Annotated in this window: 14 protein-coding genes; 5 read left to right on the top strand and 9 right to left on the bottom strand. The window is 41.7% G+C overall.

The features are described 5' to 3' along the window. Positions 1–103: 103 nt before the first annotated feature. Both NH454_RS04335 and NH454_RS04330 read right to left on the bottom strand, forming a co-directional pair. Positions 104–1,828, bottom strand: a complete 1,725-nt coding sequence (locus NH454_RS04335; protein ID WP_138558385.1) for a sodium:solute symporter family protein — start codon at positions 1,826–1,828, stop codon at positions 104–106. Positions 1,829–1,838: 10 nt separating this feature from the next. After that, the gene (locus NH454_RS04330; RefSeq protein ID WP_054551160.1) at positions 1,839–2,102 is read right to left on the bottom strand and encodes a DUF4212 domain-containing protein; all 264 of its coding nucleotides are present in this window, start codon (positions 2,100–2,102) and stop codon (positions 1,839–1,841) included. Between the two features lie 386 nt (positions 2,103–2,488). Here NH454_RS04330 and NH454_RS04325 point away from each other — a divergent pair, with 386 nt between their 5' ends. Next, positions 2,489–5,929, top strand: a complete 3,441-nt coding sequence (locus tag NH454_RS04325) for a PAS-domain containing protein (protein ID WP_138558386.1) — start codon at positions 2,489–2,491, stop codon at positions 5,927–5,929. A 19-nt stretch (positions 5,930–5,948) separates the two neighbouring features. Here NH454_RS04325 and NH454_RS04320 read toward each other — a convergent pair whose 3' ends face one another. Further along, a complete protein-coding gene (locus tag NH454_RS04320; RefSeq protein ID WP_253038310.1) occupies positions 5,949–8,552 on the bottom strand; it encodes a DUF2339 domain-containing protein in 2,604 nt (867 codons plus the stop codon). 105 nt (positions 8,553–8,657) lie between these two features. After that, complete coding sequence (locus NH454_RS04315; RefSeq protein WP_135926003.1) at positions 8,658–10,019, bottom strand: hypothetical protein; 1,362 nt, start codon at positions 10,017–10,019, stop codon at positions 8,658–8,660. 340 nt (positions 10,020–10,359) lie between these two features. On the opposite strand from NH454_RS04315, the gene purU reads away from it, so the two are divergent. Then, on the top strand, positions 10,360–11,190 hold the full coding sequence (purU, locus tag NH454_RS04310) for a formyltetrahydrofolate deformylase (protein ID WP_055021009.1): 831 nt from the start codon (positions 10,360–10,362) through the stop codon (positions 11,188–11,190). A gap of 52 nt (positions 11,191–11,242) precedes the next feature. On the opposite strand, the gene NH454_RS04305 is transcribed toward purU, so the two are convergent. Then, a complete protein-coding gene (locus NH454_RS04305) occupies positions 11,243–11,893 on the bottom strand; it encodes a response regulator transcription factor (protein WP_135926004.1) in 651 nt (216 codons plus the stop codon). A 96-nt stretch (positions 11,894–11,989) separates the two neighbouring features. Beyond that, complete coding sequence (acs, locus tag NH454_RS04300; protein WP_253038308.1) at positions 11,990–13,930, bottom strand: acetate--CoA ligase; 1,941 nt, start codon at positions 13,928–13,930, stop codon at positions 11,990–11,992. A 282-nt stretch (positions 13,931–14,212) separates the two neighbouring features. On the opposite strand from acs, the gene NH454_RS04295 reads away from it, so the two are divergent. Together NH454_RS04295 and NH454_RS04290 are read left to right on the top strand one after the other, a co-directional pair. Continuing rightward, on the top strand, positions 14,213–15,379 hold the full coding sequence (locus NH454_RS04295) for a DcaP family trimeric outer membrane transporter (RefSeq protein ID WP_135926006.1): 1,167 nt from the start codon (positions 14,213–14,215) through the stop codon (positions 15,377–15,379). A gap of 180 nt (positions 15,380–15,559) precedes the next feature. Further along, on the top strand, positions 15,560–17,683 hold the full coding sequence (locus tag NH454_RS04290) for a TonB-dependent siderophore receptor (RefSeq protein WP_253038306.1): 2,124 nt from the start codon (positions 15,560–15,562) through the stop codon (positions 17,681–17,683). A gap of 361 nt (positions 17,684–18,044) precedes the next feature. On the opposite strand, the gene recA is transcribed toward NH454_RS04290, so the two are convergent. Together recA and NH454_RS04280 are read right to left on the bottom strand one after the other, a co-directional pair. Continuing rightward, a complete protein-coding gene (gene recA / locus NH454_RS04285) occupies positions 18,045–19,091 on the bottom strand; it encodes a recombinase RecA (RefSeq protein ID WP_253038304.1) in 1,047 nt (348 codons plus the stop codon). Positions 19,092–19,149: 58 nt separating this feature from the next. Then, the gene (locus NH454_RS04280) at positions 19,150–19,647 is read right to left on the bottom strand and encodes a nicotinamide-nucleotide amidohydrolase family protein (protein WP_253038302.1); all 498 of its coding nucleotides are present in this window, start codon (positions 19,645–19,647) and stop codon (positions 19,150–19,152) included. A 21-nt stretch (positions 19,648–19,668) separates the two neighbouring features. Between NH454_RS04280 and mutS the strand changes: the two genes are divergently transcribed. Continuing rightward, positions 19,669–22,242: a DNA mismatch repair protein MutS gene (gene mutS, locus NH454_RS04275; RefSeq protein ID WP_253038297.1), complete on the top strand. Its 2,574-nt coding sequence runs from the start codon at positions 19,669–19,671 to the stop codon at positions 22,240–22,242. 95 nt (positions 22,243–22,337) lie between these two features. On the opposite strand, the gene rpoS is transcribed toward mutS, so the two are convergent. Beyond that, positions 22,338–23,321, bottom strand: coding sequence for an RNA polymerase sigma factor RpoS (gene rpoS / locus NH454_RS04270; RefSeq protein ID WP_135926011.1), 984 nt, complete (start codon positions 23,319–23,321; stop codon positions 22,338–22,340). Between the last annotated feature and the right edge of the window lie 60 nt (positions 23,322–23,381).

The following is a 23,381-nucleotide window of genomic DNA, read 5'->3' as shown; positions in this document are numbered from 1 at the left end:
AAATAGAGACAATATCTACACTACCCCTGTTTTAAATAAATAAAAAGCCCGACTTAAGTCGGGCTTTTGATCTTCAAGAGTGTGTTCTCATAAAATGGTTTTATTAGTGCGCGTGTGCTGCGCTAGAACCTTTAGGGTTACGGATACCTTCAACCATTTCTTGGATTTCAACTGGTGTTTCAGCTGTTAGTTTAAGTACGATAGCTGCAACTACAAAGTTAACAATCATACCAACTAGACCGATACCCTCAGGTGAGATACCAAATAACCAGTGTGCCGGTGTATTTAATTCAGGACTTACGAACTTGAAGTAAATAATATAAGCCGCTGTGAATGTAATACCTGTCACCATACCCGCAACCGCACCTTCTTTATTCATCTTCTTAGAGAAGATACCCATAATGATGGCTGGGAAGAAGCTCGCCGCTGCTAAGCCGAAGGCAAAGGCAACAACCGAAGCCACGAATCCAGGCGGGTTAATACCAAAGTAAGCTGAAATCACAATCGCTATCATCGCTGCTAAGCGCGCAGCAAGTAGCTCTTGTTTATCACTAATATCTGGTTTTAAGGTACGTTTTAATAAATCGTGCGAAACCGAGGTCGAGATTACCAATAGTAAGCCTGCTGTAGTTGATAGCGCTGCTGCGATACCCCCTGCTGCAACCAATGCTACAACCCATGCTGGTAAGTCTGCAATCTCAGGGTTAGCAAGTACCATGATGTCGCGGTCAACTTTAACTTCGTTAGCGCTGTTTGGATCATCAATCTTACCTGCTGAGTAGAACATTTTGCCGTCACCATTTTTATCGTTAAAGGTGATTAGGCCTGTTCTTTCCCAGTTTTTAACCCATGCTGGTGCTTCTGCATACTCTGTACCGCTACCGTCTTTACCGTTAATTGTATCAATCATGTTTACACGAGCGAATGACGCTACAGCAGGTGCTGTTGTATAAACGATTGCAATGAAAACAAGTGTCCATGCAGCTGAGATACGCGTGTCTTTAACACGAGGAACAGTGAAGAAACGAACGATTACGTGCGGTAAACCTGCAGTACCAACCATTAACGCACCTGTGATTGCGAATACATCAATCATGCTCTTCGAGCCTTCGGTGTATTGCGCAAAGCCGAGTTCAGTACTGAGCCCATCTAGTTTATCAAGTACAAACTGTCCTGAGCCATCGCTAAGCGTTGCACCAAAACCTGTTTGTGGGAAGAAGTGACCTGTCATCATCATTGAAATGAAGATTGCTGGAACAAGGTAAGCAAATACAAGTACACAGTACTGAGCTACTTGCGTGTAAGTAATCCCCTTCATACCGCCAAGTACAGCGTAGAAGAATACAATCACCATACCAATGTAAACACCGGTCTCAATATCCACTTCTAAGAAGCGAGAGAAAACCACACCTACACCACGCATTTGACCAGCGATGTATGTGAAACAGATAAAGATCGCACATAAAATCGCAACAACGCGTGCAGTTTGTGAGTAATAACGATCGCCGATAAAATCTGGCACTGTGAACTTACCAAATTTACGCAAGTAAGGTGCTAAACATAACGCAAGTAGTACATAACCACCTGTCCAACCCATTAGATATACACCACCGTCATAACCCGCAAACGAGATAATACCCGCCATTGAGATAAACGATGCCGCACTCATCCAGTCAGCAGCGGTTGCCATACCATTTGCCAGCGGCGGTACACCACCACCTGCAACATAGAATTCATTTGTTGACCCCGCGCGGGCCCAGATTGCGATGCCGATATAAAGCGCAAAGCTTAAACCGACGATAATAAACGTGAGTGTTTGAACATCCATTGCTTAGCTCCTATTCGTCTACGCCGTATTTTTTATCTAACGTATTCATTTTGAAAACGTAAACAAAAATCAAAGCTACAAAGGTGTAAATAGCGCCTTGCTGGGAGAACCAGAAGCCGAGTTTAAACCCAAAGAAACGTATCTCATTGAGTACGTCTACTAGTAAAATGCCAAAACCAAATGAAACGACAAACCAAATTGCTAATAATTTAAATAGCAGTGCGAGGTTTTCCGCCCAATAAGCTTTTGCTTGTTCTTCATCTTTAAAAGCCATTTTTATCCCCTTATGCATTACAAAAAAGTAATGAGTGGTATTAGTTGTCATTAACTAAGTTAGCAAGGGTTCTGATTTATGGAATTGAGACCATAGTCGTAACAGTCAGTTTACGTTTACGTAAACTGCAAAACGCCTTTTGTTAACAAATGGTAAAAAACAATAATTAACAACAACTTAACCTATAAAGATAAATTTGCGAAATAGCGAAAATAGTAAAAACGAATGATCTGCGACATTAGTCTAATAACCGTGCATAAAACAGAACTATCCATTTATTATCAACAACTTGCTTTTTATTAATTTTTATTGCAAAAAATCTAGCCATCGAAATCGCGCATAATTCTGGTAAGGTAGTGTTATTACAATAATTACTGAATTTAAACATGACAGCTGCGCTTTTATTTGTTGCACTCGCCTACATTGGCGTGTTGTTTTGGTTGGCAAATTGGGGGGACAAAACCACTCCTCTTGCAAAAAGAATTAGTCACCATCCATTTGTTTATTCTTTTTCATTAGGCATTTACTGTACGTCTTGGACTTACTACGGTTCAGTCGGAACAGCCGCTACTAACAGTTGGAATTACTTACCGATTTTAATTGGTCCTGCGTTGCTATTTTTCTTTGGCCAAGGTTTTTTGCGCAAATTAGTTTTGGTGAGTAAAAAGCAAAATATCACCACGATTGCCGACTTTATTTCAGCGCGCTACGGTAAACGACAAACTACCGCCATTATGGTGACAATTATCGCTTTATTAGCGACGATTCCTTACATTGCTCTGCAATTAAAAGCTCTCAGTGGTAGTTTCTTATTACTACAAAACGATAGCCGTATTTCAGGCTCTATGTTGGCGTTATCTGCAACCTTAATCATGGCAATGTTTGCGATATTCTTTGGCACCCGCAAAGTGGATGTTACCGAATATCGCTCAGGGCTGATGCTCGCTGTCGCTTTTGAATCTATGGTGAAGTTACTAGCTTTAGTCGCTGTGGCAGGACTTGCACTATACACTTTGTTTAACCTCAGTGAGGTACAAGCAGAGCAATTAACAGGTTCAGTTTGGCAGCATTGGCATAATTTTGACTTTTTTAGCTTCAACTTTATCGGCCAATCAATGATGGCGGCAGCAGCGATTATCTGTTTACCAAGGCAGTTCCATGTCACCGTGGTTGATAACCAAGATAAACGCCATCTTTTTACTGCACGTTGGGCGTTCCCGTTGTATTTACTGCTAACTGCGGCAATGATTTTCCCTATTGCAACTGCCGCTATTCACCCTGGTATTGGCAGTGGATTTTCGCCCGACAGCTTTGTATTAGCCCTACCACTGATCCATGAAAATGCCTTCTTAACGACTTTTGTATTTATTGGTGGTCTATCAGCAGCCACGGCAATGATTGTAGTGGCTACACTCACCCTCAGCACCATGATCTCAAATGATGTGGTACTACCGTTAATGCTACGTCGTAAGTTTAAACGTAACCTCATTACCAGCAGCTATAAATCACAAATTTTATTAGTGAGGCGCTTCACCATTGCAGGTATTTTGATTTTGTCGTATTTCTACCAGCAATGGTTTGGTCATGGTAAAGCACTGGCAAGTATGGGGTTAGTGGCCTTTTCTTTGGTGTCGCAATTACTTCCAGCCATTGTTGGCGGCTTATACTGGCGAAAAGGCCACGCTTATGGCGTTTATGCCGGATTATTAGCAGGCTTCATTTGTTGGGTATTATTCTTAATGTTACCTATTTTAGATGCGGGTAATAGCCTAAATACGGAGCTGCAACAAACACTTATTACACGTGGCACCCTAATCGCCTTGTTTGCCAATATTGGCTGTTATATTAGTTTTTCGCTCGGTGCAGATGAGCGTTTAATTGATAAGATTCAGGCTGCAGCCTTTGTTAACCCTAAAGAGCAAGCTGTATTCGCCAGACGCTTAAATAAAAACGTTAAAGCCACCGTTTACGACTTTAAAGTGCTGCTACAAACCTTTTTAGGCGTTCAACGCTCGCAACAAGTACTGGCTCACTTTGCGTTGTCACATAATTTGGATGACAACAACGCACATCCAGATCCTGAGTTTATCGCTTATTGTGAGCGAGCCTTAACCGGTGTGCTTGGCGCATCTTCAGCACAAGCGCTGATCCACACGGTTGCCTCTGGTAAACGCATGGCATTTGAAGAAGTGGTTAACTTTTTTGATGAAACCACACAAGCACTGCAATTTAATCAAAATTTACTTTTCACATCCCTTGAGAACCTCAGTCATGGTATTTCGGTTGTTGATAAAGAACTAAATTTGGTTGCTTGGAATAAACGCTATGCCGAAATGTTTAACTACCCTGATGAGTTTCTGGAGGTTGGTCAACCAATTGAAGAAGTGATCCGCTATAACGCAGAGCGCGGTGAATGTGGTCCGGGTGAGGTTGAACGTCATGTAGAAAAGCGTGTACAGCATCTTAAAAACGGCACACCTCATCACTTTATTCGCCACCGCCGAAATGGCCAAGTATTTGAAATGATAGGTAACCCATTACCTGATGGCGGCTTTGTAACAAGCTTCTCTGATATTACTGTGCATATCGAAACGCAAAACGCCCTCGAAGAAGTAAACATGGATCTTGAAAACCGCATCGAAGCGCGTACCCAAGAAATACGCACCATAAATAGAGATTTACAAGCGCAAATTGATAGCCGAGTACAAACTGAGCAAGCACTTACTTTAGCGAAAAAAGAGGCTGAGCAAGCCAACGATAGTAAAACGCGATTTTTAGCCTTAGCAAGCCACGATATTTTACAACCGCTGAATGCGGCGCGCCTTTACCTTGCTGCCATCGATGATAAATCCCTTTCGAGCAACAACTTAAACAACTTTGAAAAGCTTGGCGCAAGTTTAGATTCAACGGTGCATTTGATGTCGGCACTGTTAGAAATTGCCAAGCTAGAGCAAGGGGCAATGACCCCAACGCCACGTCATTTTAGTATTGATGACATACTTGCACCGCTAAAAAATGAATACGCCATTATGTCGAGTGAAAAAGGCTTAAAGCTTACAGTGCGTTCAAAAGGGACAATCGTACACAGCGATATCACCTATTTGCGACGAATTATTCAAAACTTGGTGTCAAATGCGGTTAAGTACACCGAAAGCGGCCGAGTTTTAATTGCGTGTCGCAAACGCAAACACCATTTACGTATTGAAGTTTGGGACACAGGCCCGGGTATAAGTGAAGTGGAGCAAGCAAAAATATTTAATGATTTCTACCGTATTGAAGCGGGCGATAACAAAGGAGTCGGACTTGGTTTAGGGGTAGTAAAACGGATGGTCGACTTGCTTTCGCTACGTATGGATGTCACTTCAACGCCCGGCAAAGGTAGCCGCTTTAGTATTGAAGTACCATATGGTGAAAGCCAATTTATTCAGCAAAAAGACACGCCTAAAAAAGGCGTTGAAAATCGCAGTGCAATGAACATTATTGCGGTGGATGATGACCCAGAAAACCTTAATGCCATGGCAAGCCTATTGCAAAAATGGCAGGCAAATTATCAGCTCTTTGATCAAGTTGAAACTGTCATGGCCTATGCTAAAGACCACGGCGCACCCGATGTGATCTTAATGGATTATCAGCTTGGCCATGATTGCGATGGTATCACGCTAATTAAAACATTAAGAGAAATTTGGCAAAGCCCAGTACCGGCAATTTTAATCACAGCAGTACGTGATGAAGCGCTAAAACAACAAACCAAAGCTGAGCAAATTCATTACCTTAGCAAACCCGTTAAGCCCGCTAAACTAAAAGCCCTGCTTAACCATAGCACTTAACACCATGTATTCCCTTTATTTAAGGCAAAGCAGTAGGCTTTGCCTTAAATTTTTGGAACAACCAACTAAGTGCAACTAACGACAAGCCTAAACCGATAAACGAAATAGCACGTAATAATCCGGTTAAGTTTGCCATGTCTATCAGAAACACTTTTAATACCACCAGCGCTAATAAACCAAGGCCTAGCTTTTGTAAAACCGTAATAGTTTTTAACTGCCCCGCCACGACCACCAAAGCACCAATAATAAGCCAAACTAAAGAGTAGCTATACAGCTCTGCATCTGAGGTCGGTAAAGCAAGATTTATATACTCCCCTTGCCAGTTGTGGCGAATTTCCGCATTGATATATAAAACACTCATCACACCTGCAAGTGCTGTAAACAGCTTTTGTAAATAGTGCTGAGATTTCGTCAGTCGGCTTGCCCAAATTGCAATAATGGCTGGAACTAACCAAAGTAATAGTAGCCAATTAATAATCGACCAACTGCCAATATTTATCGGCTCAAAAAACGGATTTTCAGCGGTAAAGCTTTTCAGAACTAACAAACCGCTTAATGCTAATAACGCAAAACCTGCCACTTGATAGAGCTTAGCTAATTGCGCAGTAAAACGTGAACGCATCAGGTAAACACAGCCCAATATACCCCAGTTACAGGTCAGCAAAATGTGCTCATACACTGACAAGTTCTCAAAATCAGGATAGTGCCCCACTAACTGATAGCTCGTCTCTGTAGTAATGAATAAGGCGATACAATGAAGCGTAGCACCTTCTAGCCACACCCGAACAGATTGCTGCTGCCAGTGTCTTGCTGCCAAGTAAAATAAGCAAGCAGACACAGGGTAAACAACTAAACTCCAGTGCACACCAAGTAATAGCGCATCACTGTAATCAGCTGACCAAGGTGCAAAACTTAACCTAACAAGTAAAGCACCAACTAAACCTTTTAGCGGCCAAGTAGGTATGTGTAGTGCATGTTTATTGACATAAAAACTGATCAACAACACTTGCGCAGCGAGTGCCAAGGTTAAGCTACTCCCTTCAAGAAGCATGGTTAACGCCAAACTAATATTGGCATTGCCGCCAAGCCAGTAACTAAATACCTGCATCGGATTCGTGCTGTTAATTGATAACTTAAATAACCAAGCAGACAGTGCCAGTAATACAAAGCACCAAACCGGGTATGCCGTCATTAAGGCATGATCAGGAGTGATGACATATAAGCAACTAATAATCACAAAGCTTGAAAGTGAAGCGAGTAAGGTAAAGCCAAAGCGTTTAGGGTATTTACGACCAAACAAAAAACCATAACCAGCAAACAAAGCAATAAAAAACAGCCCTGCTCCGTAATTTTGTCTAAAAACAAAAAGCTGCTCAGAGTAATCAACAGCATTGTATTGCCCTGTTAGCAAACACACCACACTCACTACAGCAATTATCAGCCAGTGATCCCATGCACTGTTTTTTAATACCAAAAACAACAGTAAAGCCACTAACGACAACATACTAAGCTGCCAAGTAAGCAGATCATTATGACTGATGAGTAAAAGATAAAGTGGCATGACAACAGCTAATAACAGAGGGTTGTCGGGCAGTTGTTTCAGTAGCGTTTTAAAGCGGTGTGGGCGGTATTCAACTTGTTTAATACTCAGCCCTAAGCGTGGAATCGCAATTAACAATATAATGCTAAACAGCGCATAAAGGTTAATAAACCAGTGCAGGTTTTTAGCTGCACTCATTGCAACCAAGCAATACCAGCCTAAATGCCCCGCCCATAACAAATACCACAACCAATGCCGTTTTACGTAATGTGCGACTAGCGAAGCTGATACACTGACAAAAGCAACATAAGTAAGGAGTGCAATAAAGTCATTACTCCCAGTATCTACCCATACAGGCACACTGTAAGCGCCAATAATACCAATTACAGCCAGCACGGGGCCAAAACGTAATGCCATCCAGCTTGCAGCCAAAGAAACCAAGGTTAAAATGCTAAATGCTGGTAAGGCTTGGAGTAAGCCGTAATGACTGTAGGCCAGCAAGGTCAATGCAAACAAACTAATAAAGCCGCCACTTGCCAGCGCTGCGGGAATATAGTTGCTAAATCCTTCAAAGGTAATACCTTTACGATGTAAAACCTCAGCTGCAACAATTAAACTCAGGCCAAAAATAGCGCCAAGTATGAGTCGCATGGTTTCGGATAATAAACCGGCTTCAAGTGAATAGCGGGCCAAAAAGATACCACCAAAGGCAAGTGCAACCGCTCCTACCCAAGTTAGCCAATTGGCTTTGATTTGTGTAACTAGTTGGCTAACTAGCGGATTAAAAGTTGCAGGCTTGGGTTTCGTTTGCTGTGGCTTTTTAGCCATTGCCTCAGTTGGCTTATTGATGGCTTCAGGCTTTGGTTCTCGTTTTGCAGCGTCGGTCAGATCTTCGTTTAAATTATCAAACGAATTTACAATAGTTGCTTGTGGATTATGGATATAGGTCGCGTTAAGTTCTACTCGAAGAGCAGCTACTTCACGCTTCAAACTAGAGAGTTGAAAAAAGGCAATAATGCCAGCAATTGAGCCACCTACAACAACTAGTGCTAGTAATACTAGTAACGCAATACCGTCGTCCATACTCACTCCATGTGTACGCTTTAAACAAAAAAGCAAAAACCTTAATTGTTTATATAATAAACACTTAGCAAGAGTAAAGAAACAACGATATTGCGTTCAAGCCAATTAAGACTGCTCAGTCACCGTTCGCTCTAAGGTCATTTTGTAACCTGAATCAGTGGTTTCATCATGTTCAATCACCAAGATATAGTTACCTTCTTCGGTAAAATCCATGTCGCTTTGTTGCAATAGCACAATCTGCTGGCCGTTGTCTTCAAACACCACATAGGTTGTATAAACTTCGTTATCAACCACCTGCTTTTTTTGGTCGTATTGATCTAAACCTTCAACGACATTACTAGTATCATCAACGGTTTCACCATTGAGAGTGAAATACACATCGACTTCGTCAATCTGTTGCCCTGCATAGTTATCAATTAAATTAACCACAGTAACTGTGTGGCTATAGCTGCTAGGTGTTAGGTTTTCTTCAATGGTCATCATACGAGGGCCGTAGTCTTTGTCATTGTAGAATAGACCAACCGCACTTTGCTCACGCTCTAATGTCATTAAGAAGTTATCAACAATCTTGTCGCCAGCCTCATCTAACATGGCTACGCTGTAACTATTTGGTGACATACTCATGTATTCAGAGTAACTATCGTTGCTTACAACTTCGGTATTGGTAGACGTTGTTCCTCTGGTTACTTTAAATTGGGTTTGTGTGTAATCATCAATAGTATTAATAAATCGCAACTGGCCTTGTGCGTCTTGGTGGTTTAGTTGAGTCACCGAGCTACTTGCCGTCACTACATCAAGGGTAATGCCGTCTTCTTCTGTTGCATAACTTGGGCGGATCATCGCCATGTAAGTTGCTTCATCATTAAAATACAATTTTGGTGATTCAAAAATCACATCAGTGCTACCACTGGCAGTGACATAAATAGTGTAATAACCCTCCTCAAGCGTAGATAGTTCTGGCTCTACCAGGTACTGCGAAGTCATCAGTAACTCTGCGGTATCAAATAACCCGTCATCAGTGGCAATGTAAACGTCGTAAATATTGTCTTCGCCGACGATATTAAAAAAGCCAACATTAAACTCATCTTCATCGCTTGAAGATGGCACACTTAGCTCAGTAAATGTTGGCTCAGCAAAATCACCATTCATTACTAGCAACTGGGTTTGATCGTCTTTAATTTTAATGGTTTCTTCATCAATAGTGATATAGCTATCGTTGACATCAACATACTGAAAACTCAGCTCATACTCACCCGAGCTGTAATTATGGCGGGTTGATACATCACCAAAATCTGCGCCCGAACGTTCAGTGTCATCAACAAATAAACGTGTATAGGGGCTATTATAAGAGCCATTGTACAGTTGCACATAGCCGCTGTTGCTATTGCTGCTGTCGTCACTAGAACAGGCAGCCAGCACCGAAAGCAAACTTGTGGCAACAATTGTTTTAAGCAGAGTACTTTTCATGGAGTTTATTCCTTATTGTTTGTAATAATCTACTTTGACTCAACTAAAGCAATAAAATTCTATATTTTACAAACGATTACCTTCACTTACAGTTGCTTACGTTAAGGTTAAAAAGTGTAGAAAAAGGTATAGAAAGGCACTCAATTAATCATAATTATGGACAGAAAATCACATTTATAGTGAAAGCAGCTTACTTTTACACGAAAAGTAAATAATGATTACATTTTGTAAGGTTAGACAATGAATTCAGATAAATTATTAGATAGTTCAATTTGCGCTATGCAGCGCTAAAAAATTAGCAAATAATGAGGCTCACACAAACGGGATTAGAATGAGGACTATGAACACGATTTTAACCACACAATGCGATGATGATGTTGGTCTAATTGCCAAGATCACCGGTCTTTGTCATCAGCATAATTTAAACATTACACGTAATAACGAATTTGTAGATAAAGACGCTAAACGCTTTTTTATGCGTACAGAGTTAAGCGGCGTTATTTCAGATGATTTTTTACCAAGCCTTGCTGAGCTACTTCCTGATGGCGCAGAGCTTGCGCTGCACAGCAGTGAAAAAACCAAAGTGGTATTACTGGCCACCAAAGAAGCACATTGTTTAGGTGGTGTATTACTTAAGCAATTCGAAAAAGCATTAAACATCGAAGTACTGGCTGTGATTGCCAACTATGCAGATTTAGCGCCACTGGCTGCAGGCTTTGGCGTGCCGTTTCATGTAGTATCGCACGAAGGTTTAAGCCGTGCTGAGCATGATCAACAAGTGGGTGATTTAATTGCCAGCTATCAGCCTGACATTATCGGCCTAGCTAAATATATGCGTATTTTAAGCCCTGAATTTGTGGCGCGTTTTGAAGGTAAGATTATTAATATTCACCATTCGTTTTTGCCTGCCTTTATTGGTGCAAAGCCTTACCATCAGGCATTTGAGCGCGGTGTAAAAATAATTGGTGCGACCGCTCACTTTGTTAATAACGAGCTTGATGAAGGGCCGATTATTTTACAAGATGTGACACATGTTAGCCATGCGGATACCGCTGAGATGATGGCAAAAATGGGGAAAGATGTTGAGAAAACGGTGTTTTGCAAAGCGCTGCAACTCGCGTCTGAACATAAACTGTTTATCAATGGAAATCGAACAGTGGTGTTCGCTTAAGCAATAAAATGAAGAGGCTGTATGGCCTCTTTATTGTTGTTATTATCTTTTGTTATGCCGACTCAATAGGCTCTAGTTGTAATTTAGAGGCAATTAATACCGCTTGAGTACGGTTATACACACCTAGCTTTCTAAAAATTGCAGTAATGTGTGCTTTCACTGTCGCTTCAGAAATATGTAACTCGTAAGCAATCTGTTTGTTTAACAAGCCTTCGTGTAAGTATTGTAAAACTTTATATTGCTGTGGCGTAAGCGATGCAACTTGAGCGGCAATTTCTTTATCTTCGCCATCAACATCAGAGACTTTATCTTTTAATTCTGATGGTAGCCACACATCACCCTCAAGAATGTGGTTGATTGCCATGGCAATATCATCTGACGATGATGATTTTGGAATGAATCCCATTGCACCATAGGCCATTACTTTAGAGACAACGTTAATATCTTCGCTGCCAGAAACAACAGCAATTGGTAAGCTAGGATAATCTTCGCGAATGCGAATAAGGCCGTATAAATCGCCATTGCCTGGCATGTGAAGGTCTAGTAGTAAGATATCAAGATCTTCTTGTTCGTTTAACACCTGTAAAGTGGTCTCAAAGTTTTCCGATTCAAACACTTCTAAATCAGCGAACTTAGCACTTAATGCCCCTTTCAGCGCTTCACGAAATAACGGATGATCGTCCGCTATTAAAAACTGACTCATGGTTCACTCCTAATAAATTCGGCTGACACCTATTTCTAAGTGACAGCCGATATACTACGTTTAGAATCAACTTCTAATCAAGTTTTTAACGTGATTTTAACGATTTAATCGGTTTTCGATTAGTTCATCTACCACACTTGGATCGGCAAGAGTTGATGTATCACCTAGCTGTTGATGCTCATTTGCCGCAATTTTACGTAAAATTCGACGCATGATCTTACCAGAACGTGTTTTCGGTAGACCCGGAGACCATTGGATCATATCTGGTGAAGCAATTGGGCTTAGTTCTTTACGAACCCAGTTACGCACTTCTTTTGTTAGTTCATCGCTGACTACAACACCCTCATTTGGTGTGATGTAAACATAAATGCCCTGACCCTTAATGTCATGCGGATAACCAACTACAGCAGCTTCTGCTACAGCTTCGTGAGCAACCAATGCACTTTCAATTTCTGCCGTACCTAGGCGGTGGCCTGATACATTAAGTACATCGTCCACACGGCCAGTGATCCAGTAGTAACCATCTTCATCACGGCGACAACCATCACCTGTGAAGTACACGCCTGGGTATGCTGAGAAATAGGTTTGTTCAAAACGTTCATGGTCACCATAAACTGTACGAGCTTGTGACGGCCAGCTATCTAAAATAACAAGGTTGCCATCAACCGCGCCTTCAAGTGTATTACCTTCAGCATCAAAAAGTGCCGGTGCAATACCAAAGAAAGGACGAGTTGCAGAGCCAGGTTTCATATCTGTCGCACCTGGTAACGGTGTGATCATGATGCCGCCTGTTTCTGTTTGCCACCACGTATCTACAATTGGGCAGTTTTCGTTACCAATGTGCTCGTAATACCAAGCCCACGCTTCAGGGTTAATCGGCTCACCCACTGAACCCATGATACGTAAACTATTACGTGTTGAGGTAGCTGTTGGCTCATCACCTTTCGCCATTAAAGCACGGATAGCTGTTGGTGCAGTGTAAAGGATAGTCACGTTGTGCTTATCAATCACTTCACCCATACGACCCGCCGTTGGATACGTTGGTACACCTTCAAAAACCACTTGCGTACAGCCGTTTACTAATGGCCCATAGGCAATGTAGCTGTGCCCTGTGATCCAGCCCACATCAGCGCTACACCAGAAGATATCGTCTTCTTTTAGATCAAACACGTATTCATGTGTCATTGATGCATAAACGAGGTAACCACCGGTAGTATGAACCACCCCTTTTGGTTGACCTGTTGAGCCAGAGGTATAAAGAATGAAAAGCGGATCTTCTGCATTCATTGGCTCTGGTTCACACTCAGCAGGTAGGTCAGCGACAAGTTCATGCCACCAAATATCGTGGCTATTCCACTCAACTTCGCCACCGGTTAACTGATGCACAATAACGTGTTCAACCGTAGTTACTGAGTCTTGTGATACCGCTTCATCAACATTTGCTTTAAGTGGTACACAGTTGCCAGCACGGCGACCTTCGTCTGAAGTAATTACCACTTTAGCGCCTGAGTCATTAATTCGGTCAGCAATCGCTGATGGAGAGAAACCACCAAATACCACAGAATGAATCGCACCAATACGCGCACATGCTTGCATAGCGTAAATAGCTTGCGGTGTCATAGGCATGTAAATAGCAACGCGATCACCTTTTGATACGCCTAACTTTTTAAGGCCATTTGCCAATTTTGCTACTTCGTCGTGAAGTTGTTGGTAGCTGATATTTTCGCTGTGTTCAGGGTTGTCACCTTCCCAAATAAGGGCTGTTTTATCTGCTTTAGTAGCAAGGTGGCGGTCAATACAGTTATATGAAGCGTTAAGTTGGCCGTCTTCATACCAGCGGATGCTGATGTGGCCTTTGTCGAATGAGGTGTTCTTTACTTTATTATAAGGAGTTGACCAATCAAGGCGTTTACCGTGCTCTCGCCAAAATCCTTCAGGGTCATCGATAGATTGCTTATACATTGTATTATATTTATCGTTATCAACTAATGCTGCATTCTTGATATGCGCTGGTACTGGATAGATACTTTCTGACATTGTTGTCGTCTCCATTTTAATTACTTGCCTTCGGCCTGCCTCAAGGATCACTCAGCAAAGCCCCTGAAAGTATTAGACCTTAGTTGTATATCTTGTCATTTCACAAAAAACTTCGAAATCGCCTTCTATAATCTAGTCCAATGTTCGCAGGTAAGCGATTTTGAGTCGCTTACCACCTTAGTCTAATAGACCAATAGATAATTGAGAGAAGTCATTTCTTAAACAACAGTGATACAACAACATTAATGCAATCAACAAGTAGCTTCGACAGGAATACACATTATGACAACAACAAAAGTAACCGCATTAAAAACACTGACAGCTTCGGCTGTTTTATGTGCACTTGCAGGTACCGCTAACGCTGCAACCATTGGTAACACCGACGTTTCTTATGGTGGCTATGTAAAACTAGATGCGATGTGGAGTGATTACTCTGCAGGTGTACCAGCCGGTGGCAGCATTGGCCGCGACTTCTATGTCCCAAGTACGACCCCCGTGGGCGCAGACAGCGACAGTGATGCTGTCTTTGATATGCATGCTCGCCAGTCTCGATTTAGCCTAGGCACAGCAACTAAATTAGATGATGGGAAAACAATTAAAACCAAAATAGAAATCGATTTCCTTGCTTCTGCACCAGGTGGAAATGAGCGTGTTACAAACTCTTATGCACCGCGTATACGCCAAGCATTTGTAACTTATGATGGATGGTTATTTGGTCAAGCTTGGTCAAACTTCCAAAACGTTGGCGCCCTTCCTGAAACCTTAGACTTTGTTGGCCCAGCAGAAGGTACTGTGTTTGCTCGCCAAGCACAAATTCGCTATACAACAGGTAACTGGTCATTCTCTGTTGAAAACCCTGAAAGCACAGTCACTGTAGGTGGTGCTCGTGTGGCGACTGATGATGCTTCAATGCCTGACTTTACAGCACGTTATGCCCATAAGGCTGATTGGGGTGAGCTTGTTGTAACAGGTCTGGCACGCCAGCTTACTTATAAACAAAATGGCATTGATGCGGATACATCATCGTTTGGTATCAGCGCATCAGGTAAAGTAAATTTTGGTGAAAATAATCTTAAATTTATGCTTACACAAGGTTCTGGTTTAGGCCGCTATGTTGGTTTAAATGTTGCTCATGGTGCAGTACTTGATGGCGATGATCTAGATGCGATTGATTCAACATCTGGCTTTATTGCTTATCAACAAAACTGGAGCAGCCAATGGCGCTCAACCTTCCTGTATTCATTCTTCTCTGCTGATAACAATACCGACTTATTAGCTATGTCTATTGACCCAACAAAGACAAGCCAAAGCTTTAGCGCTAACCTATTGTATTCACCAGTTAAAAAATTGACTTTTGGGGTTGAATTCAAACATGCAGAACGTGAGCTTGAAAGTGGCACTGATGGCGATATGGATCGTCTGCAATTTTCTGCAAAATACGTGTTTTAAAATTAAAAGTTTTACTTCCTGAAGCGGCTTCGGCCGCTTTTTTTTATCAAGCGTTTGGATTCTCCTGCGTTGCATTTTTAAAAACATTTCAAGCCCCACAAAAACTTAATTGCAAATCGTTCTCATTTAGTTTAGATTACGCGTTAATTTCATTATTAATTGAACTAATTGGAACTTTGCATGTCATCAACAAAATTTTTGCGCTTATCGCAGTTAAGCCTAGTGACCTCAGCACTACTTAGTGGACACGCTTTAGCTGAACAACAAAAAGAAGAACAAGCTATTGAAAAAATAGCTGTTTATGGCCAGCATCATAAAAATTACATCACCGAAGAAGCACAGTCAGCAACTAAGTTAGGACTAACAATTAAAGAAACACCACAGTCAATCTCTGTTGTTTCACGTGCATTAATGGATGATTTCTCCCTCGATAACCTAAATGCCGTACTAGAAAGCACCCCTGGTGTGACTGTTGAACAAATCGAAACTGACCGTACCTATTTTAAAGCCCGTGGTTTTGAGATCACTAACTTCCAAGTTAATGGCATGGGTATGCCACAAGATAACGGTTCAATCCAAGGTACTCTTGATACCTCTATTTTTGATAGTGTTGAAATTGTACGTGGTGCCAATGGTTTAATGACAGGTGCTGGTAACCCATCTGCAACCGTCAACATGGTTCTAAAGCGCCCTACTTACCAAACACAAGTAAATGCATCTGTATCGTATGGTTCATGGGATAACAAACGTCTAGAGCTTGATGCATCAACTGCTATCAACGAAAACCATGCAGTGCGTGCTGTATTCACCAAGCACAAAACAGAGTCATACCTTGACCGTTACGAGCAAGATAAAACAATTTATTACCTAGCCTACGAAGGTCAGCTTACTGATAGCACAGTTGTAACTGCTAACTATGTAAATCAAAAGAAAGATGCCGACAGCCCACTTTGGGGCGCGCTACCGCTTTATTATAGCGATGGTACTGCAACAAACTTTGATACATCAACCAGCACAGCGTCTGATTGGTCATACTGGAATAACACAACAGAGCAGTTGTTTTTATCAATTGAGCAAGCAATTACCAATACTTGGTTCTTAAAAGCAAGCTACGCACACTTAGAAAATGAGCAAGACTCAGAACTTTTCTATGTTTACGGTACCCCAGACAGAGAAACAGGTCTTGGCTTAACAGGTTACGCAAGTGAATATGACCACAAAGATAAGCACGACATTTTAGATATTTACGCAACGGGTAAATTTGATTTATTTGGTATGGAACATGACCTATCTTTTGGCGTAAACCAAGCAGATATAGATTACAAAGATAAATCACTGTATGACTACACGACTGGTAATGGTTTTCCTGCAATGCCGGAGCTAGGTGGGTGGAATGGTGTTGCGCCAGTGCCAACGCTTACTGATGGTTTAACAGGTGCTGATATCACCAGCCGTCAACGTTCTGCGTATATTTCAACACGTATCCGTGCCACAGATGCTTTCAGTATTTTAGCTGGTGTAAGCCAAGTAAACTGGGAAACAGAGGGCGAGTCATATGGTAAAGCAAAAGATAAAGACAGTGAGCAAACTGTGCCTTACTTCGGTGCTGTGTATGATATCAACGAAAGCTTATCAACTTACGCAAGCTACACTGAAACCTTTGTGCCACAAACTGAACGTGACATCAATGGCGATTACTTAGACCCAATCACAGGTAAAAGCAGCGAGATTGGTGTAAAAGCACAGCTACTTGATGATAACTTATTTGTTACTCTTGCCTATTTTGATGCTAAACAGGAAGGTCTTGCTGTTGCCGTGCCAGGCTCACTTCCTGATGATACACGTTATTATGGTGCTGATGGCATAAACAGTGATGGTTTTGAGGTAGAATTAAGCGGTCAAATTAACGATACCTTGAGTGCGAGTTTCAGTTACAGTAATTTAAATATTGATGGTGATGAGCTAGTTAAAGACTACACACCAGAAAATCAATTCAAACTTGCTGTAACACACAAAGTACCTGAAGTTGATGGCTTAACTTTTGGCTTAAATTATCAATGGCAAGACGACACCAAGCGAGTACAAGTTCGTGATGCTGATACTAATGCCCCTCTTATTACCACAACGCAAGATGCTTATGGCTTATTAAACCTAATGGCGACTTATGACATCAATGACAATGTAAGTGTTAACCTTAATATCAACAACGTCACTAATGAAAAATATCTTCATAGCCTGTTCTGGGCACAAGGCTATTACGGCGCACCACGTAACTACTCAGTGTCTTTCAACTGGCAACTGTAAGCTTTGAGCTAGAAGCTGAAAGTTTTAAGCTTTAATTACATGAAAAGCCGCATCATATGCGGCTTTTTTATGAAAGAGTTGCAAGAGCAAAGTTACAGGCACTATCGAGTGTTCTGACAGCTAAAAGCGACACGAAACCATTGAATACCGCCCACAATGTAGTGATTAAACGCGATATAAAATCGCTGCTACAAACTACTGCCTGATCCTGTAACGGCAGTTTGCCCCGCTTCAAAACGCTTTACTCTTGCTAACTTTCCCCTTTCTAACTTTCATCCATAAAAAAACCGCTAACTGTGTAGCGGTCTTTTTTGTGTTAAGTGCGGGTCAAATCACGCTTAACTGTACTCTTTAGTAGTGTTTATAGCTCGTCTTCAGCTATTAGGCCTGCATCTTCACCATCTTCTGATTGTACAGTTGCCTGTAGTAATAGCATCTCACGTAACTTACCTTCGATCTCATCTGCGATCTCAGGGTTATCTTTTAAGAACTTAATTGAGTTTGCCTTACCTTGACCAACTTTATTGCCATTGTAGCTGTACCAAGCACCTGACTTTTCAACAATCTTATGCTTAACACCTAAGTCGATTAGCTCACCTTGCTTAGAAATACCTTCACCATACATGATGATAAATTCAGCTTGTTTAAACGGCGGCGCTACCTTGTTCTTAACAACTTTCACGCGGGTTTCGTTACCAACAACCTCGTCGCCTTCTTTTACTGAACCAATACGACGAATATCAATACGTACTGAAGCGTAGAATTTAAGCGCGTTACCACCGGTTGTTGTTTCTGGGTTACCAAACATAACACCAATTTTCATACGGATTTGGTTGATGAAAATACACAGCGTATTTGAACGCTTGATGTTACCTGTAAGCTTACGTAGTGCTTGTGACATTAAGCGAGCTTGTAGGCCCATGTGTGAATCACCCATGTCGCCTTCGATTTCAGCTTTAGGTGTTAAAGCAGCTACCGAGTCGACAATCACAACATCAACAGCACTTGAACGAACTAACATGTCACAAATTTCTAATGCTTGCTCACCAGTATCTGGTTGAGAAACAAGTAATTCGTCAATGTTTACACCCAGTTTTTGAGCGTATACAGGATCCAGAGCGTGCTCAGCATCTACGAATGCACAGGTTTTACCTTGCTTTTGAGCTTCAGCGATAACTTGTAAAGTAAGCGTTGTTTTACCTGATGATTCAGGACCATACACTTCAACAATACGGCCCGTAGGTAAACCACCAATACCTAATGCGATATCGATACCTAGTGAACCTGTTGAGATAGCTTCAATGTCTAGGGCTTTGTTGTCGCCCAGTTTCATAATTGAGCCTTTACCAAATTGACGCTCAATTTGTGATAAAGCAGCATCTAAGGCTTTTTGTTTGTTATCGTTCATTCTGTTCTCCAAATCCGGCTAATGCAGACAGTATACTGTATGAAATCACAGTATCAAGCTAATTTTCTGATTTTATCAATTCAATTACAGTTTTTAATGAATAAACAATAGCTTGCAATCTAACTTCAGCTCTATCTCCTGAGAAAACCTGTTCGCTTGGGTAGTTTTTTCCGGCAAAATGAATACAAAACCATACCAGCCCTACAGGTTTATCCAGTGTTCCACCACCGGGGCCTGCAATCCCTGAGATAGCAATTGCAATATCTGCGTTTGCAGCTTTTGCAGCACCCGATGCCATTTCAAGCACGGTTTGCTCACTGACAGCACCAAAACTGTTTAATGTTTGCTCACTAACACCTATTAATTGCTGTTTTGCTTGATTGCTATAAGTAACAAACGCACGGTCAATATAATTCGAACTGCCGGGGGTATCAGTTAACGCATAACTAACGCCACCACCAGTGCATGATTCTGCGGTAGTGATCCATAAGCGTTTATCCGTTAAAATAGCTCCTAATTTCGCAGCAAGTGTTTTAATCTCTTGATGTAATTCCATATTCAGCCTTTGGGTAAATACATGTCGTTTGATCTTTATGCACCGCACACTATAAAACAACAAACCCCTATGATGCAGCAGTATCTAAAAATAAAAGCCGAGCATCGGGATATTTTATTGTTTTATCGTATGGGCGATTTTTACGAACTTTTCTTTGATGACGCTAAACGTGCAGCGCAACTTCTTGATATTTCTCAAACTCATCGCGGTAAAGCCGGTGGTGATCCAATACCAATGGCAGGTGTGCCTTATCATGCCGTTGAAAACTACCTAGCTCGCCTTGTACAAATGGGTGAATCCGTAGCTATTTGCGAGCAAATTGGCGACCCCGCCACCAGCAAAGGCCCAGTGGAACGTAAAGTTGTACGTATTGTTACCCCTGGCACAATTTCTGACGAAGCGTTACTACAAGAGCGCCAAGACAACCTTCTGACCAGTGTTTGGCAAAACAAGCAAGGTTTATATGGAGTTGCCTATCTTGATATAAACTCTGGTCGATTCAATGTATTAGAAGTTAATACTGATGAAGCATTTAGCTCAACATTACAGCGTTTAGCACCGGCAGAGCTACTTTATAGTGAAACCTTTGCGAATGTGCACTTAATTGAGCACATTAAAGGTGCACGTCGTCGCCCTGAATGGGAATTTGATCTAGATACTGCGCAGCATTTACTGTGCGACCAGTTTGGCACTAAAGATCTGGTTGGTTTTGGTGTAGACAAAGCACATGCCGCTTTAGTGGCTGCGGGCTGTTTAATGCAATACGTAAAAGATACGCAGCGCATTGCCCTGCCGCATATTCGTGCCATTACCCTTGAGCAAAACGAACATGCAGTGATCTTAGATGCAGCAACCCGTAAAAACCTTGAACTTACCGTTAACTTATCGGGTGGTTACGAAAATACCCTTGCGCAAGTACTTGATAAAACTGCGACAGCGATGGGTTCACGCTTATTAAAACGCCGTATTCATACACCGGTGCGCAGTAAAACAGAGCTCAACTCTCGACTCAACGCTATTAGCGCCATTATTGATGCGCAATTATGTGGTGAACTGCAAGAGTCGTTAAAACAAATTGGCGACATTGAACGTGTCATTGCCCGTTTAGCACTTTGTACCGCAAGACCGCGTGATTTAACGCGCCTGCGTAGTGCACTGCAAGCACTAGCACCACTACACGAATTACTGACGGATGCTAATGACCAGCGTATTAGCCAAATAATTGCTCAGTCGCAACAGTTACCTGAACTACAAGATTTACTCGAACGTGCTGTAATCGAAACCCCACCAGTACTTATTCGTGATGGTGGCGTTATTGCACCAGGTTACAACAGTGAGCTTGATGAATGGCGTGCACTAAGCCAAGGTGCAACCGATATTCTTGAAAAGCTTGAAGAGCGTGAGCGAGAGCGCACTGGCATTAGCACTTTAAAAATTGGCTACAACAAAGTGCATGGCTTTTTTATTGAAGTAAGCCGCGCCAATTCTCATTTAGTGCCTGCAGATTATATTCGTCGCCAAACGCTAAAAAACAATGAGCGTTATATTATCCCTGAGCTAAAAGAGCATGAAGATAAGGTACTCGGTAGCCAATCAAAAGCACTTGCGCTTGAAAAACAGCTTTACGAGCAACTGTTCGAATTTATTGCTCCGCACATTGAACAGTTACAAACTATGGCTGCCGTACTGGCTGATTTAGATGTTTTAAACAATTTGGCAGAACGAGCACAAGCGCTTAATTATACTAAGCCAACACTGTGCGATAACGATAACATCAGTATTAAACAAGGTCGCCACCCGGTGGTTGAACAGGTAATGAAAGACCCGTTTATTGCCAACCCAGTGGAGCTTAATAACGACCGTAAAATGTTGATTATCACAGGCCCAAATATGGGTGGTAAATCAACCTATATGCGTCAAACAGCACTTATCGTGCTAATGGCACACATTGGCTCTTATGTACCTGCAGATAGTGCTGAAATCGGAAATATTGACCGTATCTTTACACGTATTGGGGCAAGCGATGATTTAGCATCAGGGCGTTCAACCTTCATGGTTGAGATGACAGAAACGGCAACTATTTTAAATAACGCCACAGCACAATCACTGGTGCTAATGGATGAAATTGGTCGCGGTACTTCGACCTATGATGGTTTATCGCTAGCCTATGCAACAGCTGACTATTTAGCTTCAAAAATTGCCGCTAAAACCTTATTTGCAACTCACTATTTTGAGTTAACAGAGCTGGCCGAGCAAAAAACAGGGTTGGTAAATGTGCATTTAGATGCCATTGAGCATAACGACACAATTGCCTTTATGCATACTGTGCTTGAAGGCGCAGCAAGCAAAAGCTTTGGCCTACAAGTTGCTGCCTTGGCCGGTGTTCCAAAAGCGGTGATCCAACAAGCCAAACAAAAGCTAAAAATGCTCGAAAACCACCAACCTGTCACGGCCCCCATTGAGCAGCAACAGCAAACATTAAGTTTTGATGATGAACCGTCTGAGCTTGAATTAACCTTAAAACAGCTTGATCCAGACAGCCTAACGCCAAGACAAGCACACCAACTACTGTATCAATTAAAAGATTTACTGTAGGTATAACTAAGATATAAAAAAAGCTGACGCAATGTCAGCTTTTTTGTGTGTTCTAGACCCTAAAGCCTATGTATTGTTGTCTAATTTGCTATATATCAGGTGAATTGGTCGAATAAGCTATCAGTGCTTAAACCTTCATGTTGCAATATGTCTTTTAAGCGACGTAATGCTTCCACCTGAATTTGTCTTACACGCTCACGTGTTAAGCCAATTTCACGACCAACATCTTCTAGAGTTGATGGCTCATAACCGAGTAAACCAAAACGTCGAGCGAGTACTTCGCGTTGTTTAGGATTTAACTCACCTAACCAATCAACAATGTGTTTGTTAATGTCGTTATTTTGTACTTCTCCCTCAGGACCAGAGCCTTTTTCATCGGCTATGATATCAAGCAGAGCTTTATCGTTTTCACCACCAATAGGAGTGTCAACTGAAGTTATCTTTTCATTTAAACGCAGCATTTTAGTCACGTCTTCAACCGGCTTATCTAAGCACTCTGCAATTTCTTCTGCGGTTGGTTCGTGGTCTAACTTCTGGGTTAGTTCACGTGCAGTTCTTAAATACACATTTAGTTCTTTAACTACGTGAATTGGTAAACGAATTGTACGTGTTTGGTTCATGATGGCGCGTTCAATGGTTTGACGGATCCACCATGTTGCATAGGTTGAAAAGCGAAAACCACGTTCTGGGTCAAATTTTTCAACAGCTCGGATAAGGCCTAGATTACCTTCTTCAATAAGGTCAAGTAGTGCAAGGCCACGATTGTTATAACGGCGGGCAATTTTCACTACTAGACGTAAATTACTTTCAATCATTCGCTTGCGAGAGGCTTCACAGCCTTTCAATGCTTTGCGAGCAAAAAATACTTCTTCTTCTGCACTTAACAGTGGAGAAAAACCAATTTCACCTAAATACAGCTGGGTTGCATCTAAGTTTTTAGCAACTTCGTCTTTTGCAAATATATCTTCTTCGTTATCAACTTCTTCTAATAATTCAGAAGCATCATCTTCGACTACCGTGTCATCAAATTTATCGTCAATCGCGTCAGTTGTTTTCTCTAGTTTTGCTGTGTGACCCATAAGCGTCCTCCCGAGCAAATATGTGATTGAGCTAAATCACTTTTATCAATACCCTAATGG

Source organism: Pseudoalteromonas sp. Ps84H-4 (assembly GCF_024124645.1).
Lineage (GTDB): Bacteria > Pseudomonadota > Gammaproteobacteria > Enterobacterales > Alteromonadaceae > Pseudoalteromonas > Pseudoalteromonas lipolytica_C.
The sequence above is the reverse complement of the archived record's forward strand: the minus strand, read 5'-3'. Positions and strand labels throughout refer to the sequence as shown.